Here is a 14,922-nt window from a genome sequence, read left to right as displayed (position 1 = left end):
GCTGGAATTTTTTTATTTACTTCTCGATTTCAAAACCTGCTCCACATCTTCCAAGGTAAAACCTTTCGCTTTCAGCAAAATCAAATAATGATACATCAGGTCTGCAGCTTCATTCAGGAATAATTCAGTATTATTATCTTTCGCTTCTATTACGAGCTCTACAGCTTCTTCACCCACTTTTTGCGCCACCTTGTTGATGCCTCTTTTGTAAAGCTCGTTGGTGTAGGAACTTTCATCATTGGTATCAATTTTATCAGAGATCGTTTGTTGCAATTCGTAAAGAAATGCTTTGTCATTTTCCTCAGCAAAACAGGTCGTCGTTCCGTTGTGACAAGTTGGTCCGAAAGGTTTTGCTTTGATGAGGATAGCGTCTTGGTCGCAATCGATTTTCCAATCAATCAACTCAAGAAAATTTCCAGAAGTTTCACCTTTAGTCCAAAGTCTGTTTTTGGAACGGGAAAAAAAAGTGACTTTCTTTTCTGCCAAAGTTTTATCAAAAGATTCTTGATTCATATAACCAAGCATGAGGACTTTCAGATTAAGATAATCTTGGATGATTACGGGAACCAAGCCTGTATTGTTGTCAAATTTTATAGTCATCGTATGGGTAGGTTTTTAGATTTTAAATAATTTTTAAGTTCCGGAATTCCGATTTCATTGAAGTGAAAAATACTCGCCGCCAAAGCTCCAGTTGCTTTGGTTTCCGTGAAAACGTCTTCAAAATGTTGCATCGTTCCTGCGCCTCCGGAAGCAATTACTGGAATATTGATTAATGCTGAAAGTTCTTTAGTAATGTCAATCGCGAATCCAGCTTTTGTTCCGTCTGTATTCATTGATGTTAAAAGGATTTCTCCTGCTCCTAGATTCTCGACTTCTTTCGCCCAGGAAAACAATTCTTTTTCAGTTTCGATTTTTCCGCCGTTGCTGAAAACTTTGTGTTGATTTCCAACGAATTTGGTATCAATCGCCAAAACCATACATTGTGAGCCAAACCGTTTAGCAACTTCACTTATCAATTTTGGATTCGATAATGCTGCAGAATTGATTGTGATTTTGTCCGCGCCGTTTTTCAAAAGTTCTTCCACATTTTCCAAAGCGTTGATTCCGCCACCAACGGTAAACGGAATATTGATATTTTTCGCAATTTCTTTCACTAATGGAATTAAAGTTTTTCTTCGTTCATCGGTTGCGGAAATATCCAGAAAAACCAATTCATCTGCACCTTGCTCAGAATATTTGATAGCCATTTCCACAGGATTTCCAACTTCTTTCAAATCCAAAAAATTAACGCCTTTCACCGTTTCTCCATTCTTGATGTCAAGGCACGGAATGATTCTTTTTGCTAACATTAGATAAGTGGTTTTAAATCGTTGAACGTAATTCTGTTTTCATATAAAGCTTTCCCGATGATTGCGCCTTCACAACCTAATGATTTTAATTGAACTAAATCATTAGTAGAAGTAATTCCACCGGAAGCGATCAGTTTTATATTGGGATTTTGAGAAATTATGTTTTGATACAATTCGAAAGAAGGACCTTCCAACATTCCGTCTTTATCGATGTCTGTTGATATGACGTACTCGATTCCGGCTTCTGTTTTTTCTGTGATGAAGTCGTAAATGTTCCTTTCACTTTCTTCCAGCCAACCAGAAACGGCAATCTTTTCATTTCTTGCATCAGCGCCCAAAATGATTTTTTCTGAACCATATTTTTTAAAACTGGACTGGAATAATTCCGGATTTTTTACTGCGACACTTCCAAGCGTAACTTGATTGGCGCCACTTTCAAAAGCGATTTCAATGTCTTTTTCGGATTTCAAACCGCCACCAAAATCGATGATTAGATTGGTTTCGTTTGAGATTTGTTCTAAGATTTTATAATTGATGATTTGATTTTGCTTTGCGCCATCCAAATCTACCAAATGCAGGAACTGTATTCCGTTGGCTTCAAAGTTTTTGGCAACATCCAAAACATTGGAATTGTAAATCGTTTTCTGGTTGTAATCGCCTTTGGAAAGCCGGACGCATTCGCCGTTGATGATGTCTATTGCTGGGATGATTCTCATTTTCTATTTTACTTTTATGTTCGATTGATTGGGAAAACTTCGATACTTGCGAAGCGCGCCCCGGCCTGAACGGAGCTCTTTTTGTAAGCCTTGGAAAAGCCTTGGCACAAAAAAGCGGGAGTGGAGGACGGATAAAGGCGCCCCAAACCTAACGCAGTGGTTCGACGTGGTCAATTTTTATAATTTTAAAAAGTTCTCTAATATTTTGCTTCCCAAAATTCCGCTTTTCTCGGGATGAAACTGAACACCGAAAAAGTTATCTTTTTGTAAAGCCGTGCTGTAAGCTTCGGAATAATCTGTGGTCGCAATCGTGTTTTCGTTTTTCGCAACGTAGTAACTGTGAACTAGATACGTGTAAGTCTGCTCAGGAATGCCTTTGAACAGATCGGATTTCAAATCATAAATCTGATTCCATCCAATTTGCGGAACCAAAACAGAATCCGGAAATTTTGTAACCGAAACATCGAAGATTCCTAAAGCTTTCGTATTGCTCTCCTCCGAATCTTTGCAAAGCAACTGCATCCCGAGACAGATGCCCAAAAGTGGCTGTTTGAGTTCGGGAATTAGTAAATCGAGTTGGTTTTCCCGCAAGGAATTCATCGCAAACGAAGCTTCTCCAACGCCTGGAAAAATGACTTTGTCGGCATTCGAAATTTCGTCTGGATTGCTCGTGATCTTTGCTGAAAAACCAAGCCTTTCTATTGCGAAAAGCAGACTTTGCACGTTTCCGGCTTTGTAGTCTATGATAACTGTATTCATAACATTCCTTTTGTTGATGGGAGAATCATTTTGTCTGGGTCGCGCTTTACAGCAGATTTCAGGCATTTTGCGAAGGCTTTGAAAATCGATTCTATTTTGTGGTGCTCGTTGTCGCCTTCCGCTTTGATATTGAGATTTGCTCTTGCCGAATCGGAGAAGGATTTGAAGAAATGGAAGAACATTTCTGTGGGCATTTTTCCAATCATTTCACGTTTGAAATCGGCTTCCCAAACAATCCAGTTTCGGCCGCCAAAATCCAACGCTACCTGCGCCAGACAGTCGTCCATCGGTAAAACGAAAGCGTAACGCTCGATTCCCAATTTGTTTCCTAAAGCTTGATAAAATGCCTCTCCAAGGGCAATTCCTGTGTCTTCAATCGTGTGATGTTCGTCCACTTCCAAATCGCCATCCACCTTGATTTCCAAATCCATCTGACCGTGTTTTGCAATCTGGTCGAGCATATGATTGAAAAACGGAATTCCAGTTTCGATATTAGATTTTCCCGTTCCGTCGAGGTTTAGATTGATCTTTATTTTGGTTTCGTTGGTGTTTCTGATGATTTCTGCGGCTCTATTTTCGAGTTTCAAGAATTCATAGATCTCTTTCCAGGAAGTAGTTTTTAAACCAATTACAGCTTCGAGTTCATCATTTTCTAAAATCTCATCAGCGCCAAGATTCTCGTCATTATCAATGAAAATCGCTTTTGAATTGAGGTTTTTTGCCAGTTTCACGTCGGTAATTCGGTCACCGATAACGAAAGAATTTTCTAAATCGTAAATTTCTTTATCAAAATATTTGGTCAGAAGTCCAGTGTTTGGTTTTCTAGTGGGCGCATTGTCTTTGGCGAAGGTTTTATCAATGAAAACGTCTTCGAATCTGATGTCCTGACTTTCAAATGTATCAATGATAAAATTTTGAATCGTCCAAAAGTTTTCTTCCGGATGAGAATCTGTTCCCAAACCGTCCTGATTGGTCACCATTACCAATTCGTAATCCAATTCGTTCACGATTTTTGAAAGGTATTTGAAAACCTGCGGATAAAATTTTAGTTTCTGAAAAGAATCAACCTGATAATCTTCGGGTTCGAGAACCAAAGTTCCGTCGCGGTCTATGAATAATAGTTTTTTCATTTTAAGTAATTGATTTTAAGTCTTCTATTAGTTTTAAATTTTCTTCAGGAGAACCAACTGTAATTCTCAAACAATTTTTGATGACTGAATTTCGGTTTCTGATAATCACATTTTCTTCTACTAATTTTTTATAAATCAAATCTGCATTTCCAACTTCTATCAAAACAAAATTAGCATCAGTAGGATAAATTTTCTTAACCAATTCCAGTTGTTCTAAATTTTCAATCAAAAGTTTTTTTTCATTCAAAATCAGTTTGATATTATCTTGAATGAGTTTAATATTTTCATCATTCAAAGCATCAAGAACTGCATTTTGATTAAGCTGACTGATGTTGTAAGGCGGTTTTGTCTTGTTGTAAAATCTGATAATTTCATCCGAAGCATAAGCAATTCCAACCCGAACAGAAGCCATTCCCCAGGCTTTGCTGAAAGTCTGACTGACGATGAGATTGGGATATTTTTTTATTTGATTTCTAAAACTTTCTTCCGGACTGAAATCAATGTAAGCTTCGTCAATGAAGACAATTCCGTTGAAGTTCTCAAGAATGTATTTGATATTTTTGATTGAATTTCCTGTCGGATTGTTTGGAGAGCAAATGAAGATAATTTTTAGATTCTCGTCGTTCAAATAAGGTTTTAAAGTTTCCAAATCAATTTGAAAATCCTCGTTCAAGTCAAGATTAACGAGTTCTACATTATTAATGTTAGCGGAAACTTCGTACATTCCATAAGTTGGCGAAAACGTCAAGACTTTATCTTTTCCAGGCTCACAAAATATTCTGAAAGCCAAGTCGATGACTTCATCGCTTCCATTTCCTAGGAAAATATTGTGAGCAGAAATCTGATTAAGTTCGCTTAGTTTTTCCTTTATTTTCCTCTGATAAGGGTCTGGATAACGGTTCAATTCTCCGAAAGGATTTTCATTGGCGTCCAGAAAAATGCCGTTTTCACCTTCAAATTCATCTCTTGCGGATGAATAAGGTTTTAACTCAAGAATATTTTTTCGAACTAAATTTTGAATATCAATTTTCATTTTCTAAATATTTTAATCTGACAGAAACTGCATTTTTGTGAGCGATTAATTCTTCGGCTTCAGCCATTAATTCGATGGTTTTTCCAATGTTTTTAATTCCATTCTTTGTGATATTTTGAAAAGTGATTTTCTTTACAAAACTATCCAGAGAAACACCACTGTAATTTTTGGCAAAACCATTTGTCGGCAAAGTGTGATTGGTTCCAGAAGCATAATCGCCTGCACTTTCCGGACTGTAATTTCCAAGGAAAACTGAACCTGCATTTGTTATTTTTCCAGTAAAGTTTTCAGCGTTTTCTATTGATAAAATCAAATGTTCCGGCGCATAAAAATTAGAAAATTCAATGGCTTCGTCAATTGAATTCAACAAAATTGATTTGCTGTTTTGTAATGCAATTTCAGCGATTTCGTTACGCGGTAATTCTTTTAGTTGTCTATCGATTTCGACATTAATTTCATTAATAATAGTTTCAGAATCACTCAATAAAATCACTTGAGAATCGGTTCCGTGTTCCGCCTGTGACAATAAATCCGACGCTACGAAAGAAGGAATTGAACTTTCATCAGCAATCACCAAAACCTCACTTGGACCAGCCGGAATGTCGATGGCAACATTGTAATTGAGCGCCAATTGTTTCGCAAAAGTCACGTATTGATTTCCTGGCCCAAAAATCTTATCAACTTTCGTAATGGTTTCTGTCCCAAAACTTAAAGCTGCAATCGCTTGACTCCCACCAACTTTAAAAATGTTTTTAATCCCAACCAAATCTGCTGCGAACAAAATAGCAGGATTGATTTTTCCATTTTCATCGGGTGGCGAACAAAGTGTAATATTTTTACAGCCTGCAATGTTCGCTGGAATTCCCAGCATCAAAACCGTAGAAAACAGAGGCGCTGTTCCACCAGGAATATAAATTCCAATATTTTCAATCGCTCGGCTTTCTCGCCAGCAAAAAACACCTTCCGTTGTTTCAACGATTTTTTTCTCTTCTTGTTGAGAAATGTGAAATTTTCGGATATTTTCGGAAGCAGTTTCTATAGCAGATTTTAATTCATCAGAAACTAATTTTTTCGCTTCTTCGATTTCTGTTTCTGAAACTTTAAAATCATTTAAAAAAACGCCATCAAATTTTTCTGTGAAGAGCTTTAATGCTTTATCGCCTTTAATTTTTACTTCATTAAAAACAGATTTTACCTGCTCAGAAAGGTTTTCCTGATTCTGCAAAGGCCTTTCACAAAGTGATTTCCAGTCTGTGATATTTGGATATTTGTACTGCTTCATCATAATATCATTTTTTCGATTTCCAAAACTAAAATGCCTTGCGCACCTTCATTCTTCAACTTCTCTATAACTTCCCAAAATTGATCTTCTTTGATCACCGAATGGATGGATGACCAACCGCTTTCCGCCAATGGCAGAATTGTCGGCGATTTCATACCAGGTAGAATGTTGATGATTTTTTCTACATTTTCATTGGGAGCGTTCAGAAGAATATATTTGCTTTCCGAAGCTGCTTTTACAGCATTGATTCGGAATAATAATTTTTTCAGAATTTCTTGTTTATCATCGGATAGATCATTATTTGAAACCAAAACCGCCTCGCTTTCCACAACGATTTCTACTTCCTTCAAACCGTTGGTTAGTAGAGTAGAACCTGTACTGATGATGTCGAAAATCGCATCGGAAAGTCCAATTCCCGGCGCAATTTCTACGCTTCCACCAATCTTTTCGATTTGTGCATTGATGTTTTTTTCTTGAAAATAGTTTGATAGAATCTCAGGATAAGAAGTTGCAATTTTTTTATTTTCAAAATATTGGATTCCGCTATAACCTTCCTCTTTCGGAATTGCCAAAGACAATCGGCATTGCGCAAATCCCAATTTCTGAATGGTTTCGATTTGTTTTTGTTGTTCCAGAACTTCATTCAGTCCAAGGATTCCGATATCGGCAACGCCTTGTTCCACGTATTGCGGAATATCATCGTCGCGAAGGAAAAGGATTTCCAGTGGAAAATTGGAAGAGACAGCTTTCAGTTTTCTGGTGCCGTTGGAAATTTTTATTCCGCATTCTTCGAGGAGTTTCAGAGACTTTTCGCTCAGTCGTCCGCTTTTTTGTAAGGCTAATTTCAGTTTACTCATTTTAGATTTTGACATAAGTCCGAGTAAACGACAGGAGAATTTTTGGAATAAAAAAAACCGACTGATTACTCAGACGGTTTATATTTTTAGAAGTTATGACATATCACTACCTTCCCGTCTGTGCGAGGAAATGGTGATGATGATGCATAAATTGTGTAGTCATTTTGATATTTTGATGAAGCAAATGTATAAAACTTATTTTAATTAAATCTAACTTTTCTGGAAAATTAACTAAATAAAATTTTCGGCCCACGTTTGAACCATCTCGGAAAACCTAGTGTTTTCAAAGGTTTTGTTCCTGATTTTGGAAACGGAATGAACACCTTTTTCATCCGAAATTCTCAAAATCTCTTCCGCCTTTTGAGATTCGAAAGCGATGATTTCCGCTTCTTCTATCTCAGCCAGTTTATTTTTATGAATGAAAGTGACGAAGTTTTCCATCAAAGGTGAAATGTATGCACCTTCGGTTTGTTTCGGTATTTTAATCACATTATCCTGCAAAAACAAAAGATTTCCAAAGATACTTCTGGCAATTTTTTTGTTTGGATTAAGGAGAATCACATCGTCCAAATCATTTTCCTTAGCATAGATTTGAGCATAGATATTTTCCGGAGAATGCACGCGAATATTACTCAAAAGATTGGCATTCACATTGATCTCCTTAATTAAATCCAATTCTACATTTCCCTGGATTCTCAACACATCTTCCGTCTCATCCACTTCGAAAAAGAAAGCCGTTTCTGATTTTGCCAACGGTTTGTCGTCCTGTTTTCTATAAGCCATCAGTTGGACGATTCCGTTCTGGACGCCTTTTGATAAAACTTCATTTTGAAATAAATCCTGAAAAAATTCCAACGTGTAAGTCAAAGGAATATTCAATCTCATTTTCCGCATCGATGCCATCAGGAAAAAGTAAGATTCCTCAGCCATTATAATTTGGCCGTTTCGGATGAAAAATGAAACCCAAACCGAATCTCCAAAAAGGAAAGAACGGTTCAGTAACTGTAAATTGTCTTGTGTGTAAACTATCTTCTGCATTGTAGAATATAAAAAAATAATGAACGATAAAATCGTTCATCCATTATTTTTAAGAAGCTCCTAATTTTAACTGTAGATTTTCTATCAGGTTTTCCCAATAGAGTCTGTTTTCCTCCTCATCGCCAGGCTCGCAAAAGTCTGTGATGTTAAGAGAAAGGTCGTCTGTGATCTCGTCTATAACGATAGAAAGTTCGAAGAAATATTTGGAACCTTCGTCCTCTTCCCAACGGAAACGCACAAAGCTTTCCGGCTTATATCTGATAAGCGTCGCTTTTTCAGCAGGACCACTTCCCCAGCTGAAGAAAAAATCGTCTCCACGCTCCACCACATCTTCCGCAAACCATTCTGATAATCCTTCTGCACTCGCCAAATACTCGTACAAAATCTCTGAGAGACAATGCATATTGTATTCGTACTGCACTTTCGTTTTCGCCATATTCAAATTCTAATTGTGGCGCAATATATAAATTAATTTTTTATTTCCAAATCAAAATGTCTATGGAAATTCAAAATTTTTATAGAAATAATGTATGATTTTTATTAGCTGATTTCAAACAGTCGGGAAAGGTGCATTACAAGGATTATTTGGGCAGCTTTATCCGCCTTCCGCTCCCAATCTTTTTTGCTCAAGATTTCCGTTAAGTTGAACTCGAGTACACGCAAAAAAGGATTTCCGCTCAAGTCGGGCTGCAATTTTCAGTACAAATCACAAGTCAAGGTAAAAACGAACTTTTGTCATTCCGGAGGAAACCTAACAGAGTGGTTCGACGAAGTCAATCTAATTTCGCTGTCGAGATTCCTACAGAATGACAAACTGGATGTTAAAATAGAATGTTGGTAAAAGTCTATTTCACTTCATTCAAAGCTTCCAAGATGATTGCACAACCTTTTCGGATTTCATCTTCTGATATGGTCAAAGGCGGAGAAATTCGCATATATTCATTTCGGTAAAGTTGCCAAAAGACAATCAATCCTTTTTCCATACATCTGGAAGCTACTTTCAAAGTATATTCCGGACTTCCAAGATTCACCGCCAACATCAAACCTTTTCCGTTCACATTTTTGATTTTAGGATGGACTAGCAATTCTCGGAAGAGCTTTTCTTTTTTGTCGGTTTCGTTCATCAATTCACTTTCCAGAACTTCTTTCAAAGTTGCAAGAGAGGCCGCTGCAATCAACGGATTTCCACCAAAAGTCGTGATGTGTCCCAACTTCGGCGAGTGTGAAAGGCTGGTCATAATTTCCTTAGAACTCATAAAAGCACCAACCGGAACGCCGCCGCCCATTCCTTTTCCCATCACAAGAATATCCGGAACAATCCCAAAATGTTCAAATGCAAACAGTTTTCCTGTACGTCCAAAACCAGGTTGGATCTCATCAAGAATCAACAACGTACCAACTTCTTCACATCTCTTTTTCAGATTGATGAAGTAATTATCTTTTGGCATAATGAAACCTGCCGCTCCTTGGATGGTTTCCACAATCACGCAAGCCGTTTTCTCCGTGATTTTATCAAAATCATTCTCATTATTGAACTCGATGAAATTGACCATCGGCAACAACGGACGGAATTCTCTTTTGTGAACTTCGTTTCCAGCAACAGAAAGTGCGCCGTGCGTGTTCCCGTGATAAGCTTCTTTGAATGCAATGATTTCTTCTCTTCCTGTATAACGTTTTGCCAATTTCAAACTGCCGTCTATGGCTTCTGCGCCAGAGTTGACAAGATATGTCACTTCCAAAGGTTCAGGCGTTGCTTCTGACAAAAGTTTGCAAAGCGCGACTGGTTTTTCCTGAGCATATTCGCCGTAAACCATCACGTGAAGATATTTGTCTGCCTGTTCTTTGATGGCGTTCACAACTTTTGGATGCGAATGTCCCAATGTGTTCGCAGAAACGCCGGCTACAAAGTCCAGATAAGCGATTCCGTTTTTGCCGTAGATATAGCTTCCTTCTGCTTTTTCCACTTCGAAACCTGCGGCATAAGGTGTTGTTTGGGCTTGGTATTTGAAAAAATCTTCGTTCATATTTGTAATTATTTCTACATCAGATTTTGAAATCCATAAAGAGTTTTTTATAGGATTGTGATTGATAAGGCCTAAAGAATCTAAATTCTTGTCGAACAGAATCAATAGTCTTGTTTCTTCAATTTCAATAATTTCTCCTGTTTCGCCAATTAGAATCCAATAGTTTTCACCATCATTATAATTTTTATTCGCCTTTGTTTTTCCTAAAAAAGACTTTAAAATTATTTTTGAATTTAGGTTATGCATTTGATGGAGTATGGAGATTTAAATTAAAATTATTGCAACTAAAAAACTCCTGCAAAGTTCGTGAAATTCTTATTTTCTTGTGAAAAATATCGACAAAAATTTCAATCTTGGCGAAGCGCGCCCCGACTTGAGTGGAGCTCATTTTTTGTGGCTGGTTTTAGGGAAGGCAAAAATAGCGGGAACGGAAGGCGGATAAAGGCGCCCAAATAAAATTACTTCTTTACCCGAATTGGCACTTTCGGTTTGTTCTTTTCTTCGAGTTTTTTGCGTTCGGCGTCAGCTCGTTCAAAGAGGGAATTGTCTGATTGATAAACGGTTTCAGGATAGTTTGGTGTGTCCAGGAAAATGTCGCGCCATTTCTGCGGCCGGTCTTTGGTATTCCAGTTGAAATCTTTGAAAAAACGTTCGTCTTTGGAGATCTTGCTCATAGGATAAGTGTCCGTATTGGCACCAATATTACAATCTACAACTTCCAGACGGCGCTCCAAAAACTGTGCTGCGATCTCGCCGCAAGTGGACAAGGCGACCCCAATTCTCGTGATCTCGTGCGTCTTCTCATTTTCGTCATCGGCGTAATTGATGGCTTGGGCATTTCCAACTGCTTTTGCAACATCGATTGCATTGTCCTTTAGATAGACGATCATATTCTTGCTCTTGATCTGGTGGAATTCGTCTTTCATATTCAGTGAGTCTACTTTGCTGATCGCGAAGGCATTTCCTAAAACCCGGATGGAATCTGTGATCTCTTTTTCAGGATTGCTGTATACGCGGATCTCATCGCCAGTGACTTGTTTCACGCCCATCCAAAGGATCGGTTTTCTGATCAGGTGCATCTCGCCATCGGTCTCATTGAAACTTAATGAATCGGAACGGCCTTGCATATTCGTCTTATAGATCCTCACTTTTTTAAAGGCTCTCAGAAAACTTTTTTTCTTGAGTGCATTTGCAGAATCAGGTTTTTGATAGGTCAGGAATTTTTCTGCAGAAATATAAACCGAATCTTTGGTTAGAATTTTCACAGCGTAAGGTTTGTCTGTTACCATTGCAGAATCTTTTTTCTCATAGATCTCGCCGTAACCACCTTTGATGAAACGTTTTTCTTTCGGATCTTCGAGCATTACGTTGCCGTTTCCTTTTCCGAAACCTGTGTTTCTGTTGAAGTAGAGTTTGTCTCCAGTGAGAATTTTATCGTTGTAATGGATCCTGGAATTTTTGTTAAGGAAAGATTCGCCGGTCTTGGAATTATTAGTTCCTAATTCTGTGTAAACGTAGTTTCTTAGATTGGCTTTATCTCTAATGGTTGTTGGACCAAAGAAGTCTGAAACACCCGTAACTTGATTGGTTTTGATGTTATCACTTACAATTGTGTACTTGTCAGTTTCGATGTTGGAACGACCGATGAAATCGATCATCTTGGTGTTGAGATAATACGTTGCCGCTTTAGTGTACATCACACTTCCGTCATTGCTGTAGATTGTTCCGCCAGTGTTGAAGTAAGCGGTGTTTGGGATCTTGTCGTAATAGAGGGTTTCTGTTTTGATGGTCTGTTTCGGATCGGTAAGGACAACGTTTCTTCTAGCTATCCCGCGTTCTGTATTACCATCATATTCCATCTCTTCTGCGATAATTTTACTTCCGTCCGCTGTTGTAAGGACTACATTTCCGATGGCTTTCAGAAAATTTTCTTTTTGATACAGAACAACTTCATCAGCTGTAAGGACAGAACCTTGATGTTCAAATACGACGTTGCCTGAGAAAACAGGATTGCCTTCGTACTTGTCCTGTTTGATACCAAAAACATCAGAATGTTTATGCTGAACTTTCTTTGAGGCTTCCGTATTTGGTTTGGAATTGTTGAAAAAAGGATCTTTGACCAAACCTGTATTTTGGGTTGGCGTAACTTGTGAAAAGATTCTTACAACAACTAAAAGTAATATTAAAAGAAAGACTTTCTTCATTAATTTTCAGACTTCTTGTGTCCGTAGAAGTACAGGGAATGCGTATCAATACTTACACCAAATGCTTTTTCAATCGAGTCTTTGATGCCTTGGATCCTTGGGTCACAAAATTCTATGATCTCCTCAATTATTTTATCTGAGTCTTCTTTGTAGATCACCAAATGGTCGTGTTGCTTATCGAAATAAGATTTTTCGTAAGACGATGTGCTCAATGTTTTTTCCCCGAACTGGTGCTTTCTTATTAGACCTGCATCCAGGAAGATCTCGATCGTATTGTAGATCGTAGCTTTGCTCACGTGGTATTTTTTCTGCATCATCAGAAGATAAAGATCGTCCACGTTGAAGTGATGTTCCATATTGTAGATCTCTTCCAAGATGGTATAACGCTCTGGCGTGTTGCGGAAGCCTTTATCCATAAGGTATTGCCTTAGAACATCTTTTATAGTTGCGATATTCAACTCTTTTTGTTTCGTATCCATCTTACAAAATTAGCGATTTTTTTTCTGATTAATCAAAATGCTTGCCTTCGACTCTTTCTATCTTCTCTGTTTTGATCTGCTGGTCAAGTAGTGGCGCAGATTCTACTACTACATTGTGACTTGCAACACCATAGGCTGTGAAATCATTGCTGCCCAGTTTCTTCACAAAATTATAGATGTTAAGAATGATCTTGTCACGAATTGTCAATAAGAAATCGTTGATGTAAACATTATCGATAATAACAAATTTGAGATCCGGCGGAATATTATGCGTTCTAAGTGATGGATGAGAACTTCTGGAAGGGATTGTGCCTTCTTCCATCATCTCTGACAAAACTTGCTGGAAATAGTCGTTGATTCTTCGGTCTCTTTTGAAACCTAACAAGAAACTGATTTTATAGATTGTTCCAGGTAGGATTTCCTCGACATTATATTTGAAACTGTAAGGATCTTCTTGGTTAACGATATTCAGAATGAAATAATGGTCAGCCCTTTTCGGTTGTGCTCTGATGATGGAGTAGATGATTTTTGATTCTACCTCGTCGTCTCTTTTTGCACGGCTGATGAAGGCAAGATTGGTCGCATATTTTGGAATTGTTTCATCCAACTTCATATCTTTTATCGTGGAGATATATTTTTCAAGTTTTACAAATTTGATGAAAGTTGTTTTGATAATTCTACCGTTGTACCAGGCATACATACAGATTCCGATGAATCCTGCAAGTATGACAGACATCCAACCGCCGTCAAAGAATTTGATGATGTTGGCACTGAAAAATCCACCTTCGATGACAATATAAGTTAAAGCGAAAATCGCAATCCAGATTTTATTGGTTCTTGTTTTGAGAAACCAGAAAATTAGAAGAATGGTTGTCATCAACATCGTCACAGTAATGGAAAGTCCGTATGCTGCCTCCATTTTACTGGATTCTTTGAAGTAGATAACGACGATGAAACAAAGCAGCAAAAGTCCCCAATTGATTTTCGGGATGTACATTTGGCCTTTGATCCCACTTGGATATTCGATTTCCTGATTTGGCCAGAAGTTGAGTGACATTGCTTCCGAAAACATTGTGAAAGCGCCTGTAATTACGGCCTGACTTGCAATGATTGCCGCTGCTGTCGCCAATACAACGCCAGGAATAATGAACCACTCAGGCATAATTCCGAAAAATGGATTCTTGCCTGCAAAAACCTCGTGGTAATTGCTTAGTAACCAAGCACCTTGACCAAGATAATTAAGAATCAACATCGCTTTTACGAAAATCCAACTGGCCTGAATATTTTTGATGCCACAATGTCCAAGGTCAGAATACAAGGCTTCTGCCCCAGTTGTACAAAGAAAAACGGCTCCTAAAATGACAATTGCACTTGGCGAGTTGTATATTAATTTGACAGCATAATAAGGATTGAAAGCCCTCAAAACAGTGGGATGTTCTATCAATTGTACGAGTCCAAAGCCTCCTAAAACCAAGAACCAAAGCACCATTACGGGTCCGAAGAATTTTCCAATAAAGCTTGTTCCAAACTGTTGAACAACAAAAATAACGATCAGAATGACTAAAGTTATGGGAACTACAGGCGGTTTGTGCAATACCAACTCCAGACCTTCTATCGCAGAAATTACCGTCATTGATGGCGTGATAATACTGTCAGCAACCAAAGTCGCCGCACCAATTATTGCCACACCGTAAAGCCATTTTTTCTTGAATCGCTTGACGAGGGAGTAGAGCGATAAGATCCCACCTTCACCTTTGTTATCGGCCTTTAAAGCGATGATAACATATTTAATCGTCGTTTGTAAGGTAAGTGTCCAAATGATACACGAAAGTGCCCCTTCGATGTATTCCTCAGAAATAATTCCTCCGGATTTTCCAGCATTGATGATGGCTTTCATCACGTACAACGGCGAGGTTCCGATGTCTCCGAAAACTATTCCTAATGAAACCAAAACGCCAACTGCGGAAAGTTTTTTGAGGTCAAAATGACCACTGCTATCTTGCGACATAATTTAAGAATTATTGAAAATAATTTTGCAAATTTAGATTATT

The 14,922-nt window shown here is 38.0% G+C and carries 14 protein-coding genes; all 14 read right to left on the bottom strand.

The genetic code is table 11. From position 1 onward, the window contains the following. Positions 1-12 precede the first annotated feature (12 nt). The 14 genes from hisIE to AXA65_RS15715 all read right to left on the bottom strand — a co-directional run bounded on the left by hisIE (position 13) and on the right by AXA65_RS15715 (position 14,879). A complete protein-coding gene (gene hisIE, locus AXA65_RS15780; RefSeq protein ID WP_063971033.1) occupies positions 13-600 on the bottom strand; it encodes a bifunctional phosphoribosyl-AMP cyclohydrolase/phosphoribosyl-ATP diphosphatase HisIE in 588 nt (195 codons plus the stop codon). Next, positions 597-1,349, bottom strand: a complete 753-nt coding sequence (hisF, locus tag AXA65_RS15775; RefSeq protein ID WP_063971032.1) for an imidazole glycerol phosphate synthase subunit HisF — start codon at positions 1,347-1,349, stop codon at positions 597-599. Before hisF ends, hisIE begins: the two co-directional genes overlap by 4 nt. Next, a complete protein-coding gene (hisA, locus tag AXA65_RS15770; protein ID WP_063971031.1) occupies positions 1,349-2,065 on the bottom strand; it encodes a 1-(5-phosphoribosyl)-5-[(5-phosphoribosylamino)methylideneamino]imidazole-4-carboxamide isomerase in 717 nt (238 codons plus the stop codon). Before hisA ends, hisF begins: the two co-directional genes overlap by 1 nt. A gap of 177 nt (positions 2,066-2,242) precedes the next feature. Beyond that, positions 2,243-2,824, bottom strand: a complete 582-nt coding sequence (gene hisH, locus AXA65_RS15765) for an imidazole glycerol phosphate synthase subunit HisH (protein ID WP_063971030.1) — start codon at positions 2,822-2,824, stop codon at positions 2,243-2,245. Continuing rightward, positions 2,821-3,954, bottom strand: coding sequence for a bifunctional histidinol-phosphatase/imidazoleglycerol-phosphate dehydratase HisB (gene hisB, locus AXA65_RS15760; RefSeq protein WP_063971029.1), 1,134 nt, complete (start codon positions 3,952-3,954; stop codon positions 2,821-2,823). The genes hisH and hisB overlap by 4 nt, the downstream gene beginning before the upstream one ends. A gap of 1 nt (position 3,955) precedes the next feature. Beyond that, positions 3,956-4,987 (bottom strand): histidinol-phosphate transaminase, encoded by a 1,032-nt coding sequence (hisC, locus tag AXA65_RS15755; RefSeq protein ID WP_063971028.1) that lies wholly within the window; start codon positions 4,985-4,987, stop codon positions 3,956-3,958. Then, positions 4,977-6,269 (bottom strand): histidinol dehydrogenase, encoded by a 1,293-nt coding sequence (gene hisD / locus AXA65_RS15750; protein ID WP_063971234.1) that lies wholly within the window; start codon positions 6,267-6,269, stop codon positions 4,977-4,979. The genes hisC and hisD overlap by 11 nt, the downstream gene beginning before the upstream one ends. Beyond that, positions 6,269-7,126, bottom strand: coding sequence for an ATP phosphoribosyltransferase (gene hisG / locus AXA65_RS15745; RefSeq protein ID WP_086048247.1), 858 nt, complete (start codon positions 7,124-7,126; stop codon positions 6,269-6,271). The genes hisD and hisG overlap by 1 nt, the downstream gene beginning before the upstream one ends. A 231-nt stretch (positions 7,127-7,357) precedes the next feature. Further along, positions 7,358-8,164, bottom strand: coding sequence for an aminotransferase class IV (locus AXA65_RS15740; RefSeq protein ID WP_063971026.1), 807 nt, complete (start codon positions 8,162-8,164; stop codon positions 7,358-7,360). A 49-nt stretch (positions 8,165-8,213) separates the two neighbouring features. Next, entirely contained in the window at positions 8,214-8,600 is a 387-nt protein-coding gene (locus AXA65_RS15735; RefSeq protein ID WP_034970246.1) for an START-like domain-containing protein, read from the bottom strand. Positions 8,601-9,009: 409 nt separating this feature from the next. Further along, on the bottom strand, positions 9,010-10,188 hold the full coding sequence (locus tag AXA65_RS15730; RefSeq protein ID WP_063971233.1) for an aspartate aminotransferase family protein: 1,179 nt from the start codon (positions 10,186-10,188) through the stop codon (positions 9,010-9,012). A gap of 458 nt (positions 10,189-10,646) precedes the next feature. After that, positions 10,647-12,392 (bottom strand): OstA-like protein, encoded by a 1,746-nt coding sequence (locus tag AXA65_RS15725; protein WP_063971025.1) that lies wholly within the window; start codon positions 12,390-12,392, stop codon positions 10,647-10,649. Next, a complete protein-coding gene (locus AXA65_RS15720) occupies positions 12,392-12,871 on the bottom strand; it encodes a Fur family transcriptional regulator (protein WP_063971024.1) in 480 nt (159 codons plus the stop codon). The genes AXA65_RS15725 and AXA65_RS15720 overlap by 1 nt, the downstream gene beginning before the upstream one ends. Positions 12,872-12,899: 28 nt before the next feature. Beyond that, on the bottom strand, positions 12,900-14,879 hold the full coding sequence (locus AXA65_RS15715; RefSeq protein WP_063971023.1) for a KUP/HAK/KT family potassium transporter: 1,980 nt from the start codon (positions 14,877-14,879) through the stop codon (positions 12,900-12,902). Positions 14,880-14,922 lie beyond the last annotated feature (43 nt).

Source organism: Chryseobacterium sp. FP211-J200, from assembly GCF_001643375.1.
In the GTDB taxonomy this organism is placed as follows: Bacteria; Bacteroidota; Bacteroidia; order Flavobacteriales; family Weeksellaceae; genus Epilithonimonas; species Epilithonimonas ginsengisoli.
The sequence above is the reverse complement of the archived record's forward strand: the minus strand, read 5'-3'. Positions and strand labels throughout refer to the sequence as shown.

Bases quoted from the DNA above. Each gene is read 5' to 3' on its own strand.
- hisIE (WP_063971033.1), bottom strand. From the start codon at position 600: ATGACTATAAAATTTGACAACAATACAGGCTTGGTTCCCGTAATCATC.
- hisF (WP_063971032.1), bottom strand. From the start codon at position 1,349: ATGTTAGCAAAAAGAATCATTCCGTGCCTTGACATCAAGAATGGAGAA.
- hisA (WP_063971031.1), bottom strand. From the start codon at position 2,065: ATGAGAATCATCCCAGCAATAGACATCATCAACGGCGAATGCGTCCGG.
- hisH (WP_063971030.1), bottom strand. From the start codon at position 2,824: ATGAATACAGTTATCATAGACTACAAAGCCGGAAACGTGCAAAGTCTG.
- hisB (WP_063971029.1), bottom strand. From the start codon at position 3,954: ATGAAAAAACTATTATTCATAGACCGCGACGGAACTTTGGTTCTCGAA.
- hisC (WP_063971028.1), bottom strand. From the start codon at position 4,987: ATGAAAATTGATATTCAAAATTTAGTTCGAAAAAATATTCTTGAGTTA.
- hisD (WP_063971234.1), bottom strand. From the start codon at position 6,269: ATGAAGCAGTACAAATATCCAAATATCACAGACTGGAAATCACTTTGT.
- hisG (WP_086048247.1), bottom strand. From the start codon at position 7,126: ATGAGTAAACTGAAATTAGCCTTACAAAAAAGCGGACGACTGAGCGAA.
- AXA65_RS15740 (WP_063971026.1), bottom strand. From the start codon at position 8,164: ATGCAGAAGATAGTTTACACACAAGACAATTTACAGTTACTGAACCGT.
- AXA65_RS15735 (WP_034970246.1), bottom strand. From the start codon at position 8,600: ATGGCGAAAACGAAAGTGCAGTACGAATACAATATGCATTGTCTCTCA.
- AXA65_RS15730 (WP_063971233.1), bottom strand. From the start codon at position 10,188: ATGAACGAAGATTTTTTCAAATACCAAGCCCAAACAACACCTTATGCC.
- AXA65_RS15725 (WP_063971025.1), bottom strand. From the start codon at position 12,392: ATGAAGAAAGTCTTTCTTTTAATATTACTTTTAGTTGTTGTAAGAATC.
- AXA65_RS15720 (WP_063971024.1), bottom strand. From the start codon at position 12,871: ATGGATACGAAACAAAAAGAGTTGAATATCGCAACTATAAAAGATGTT.
- AXA65_RS15715 (WP_063971023.1), bottom strand. From the start codon at position 14,879: ATGTCGCAAGATAGCAGTGGTCATTTTGACCTCAAAAAACTTTCCGCA.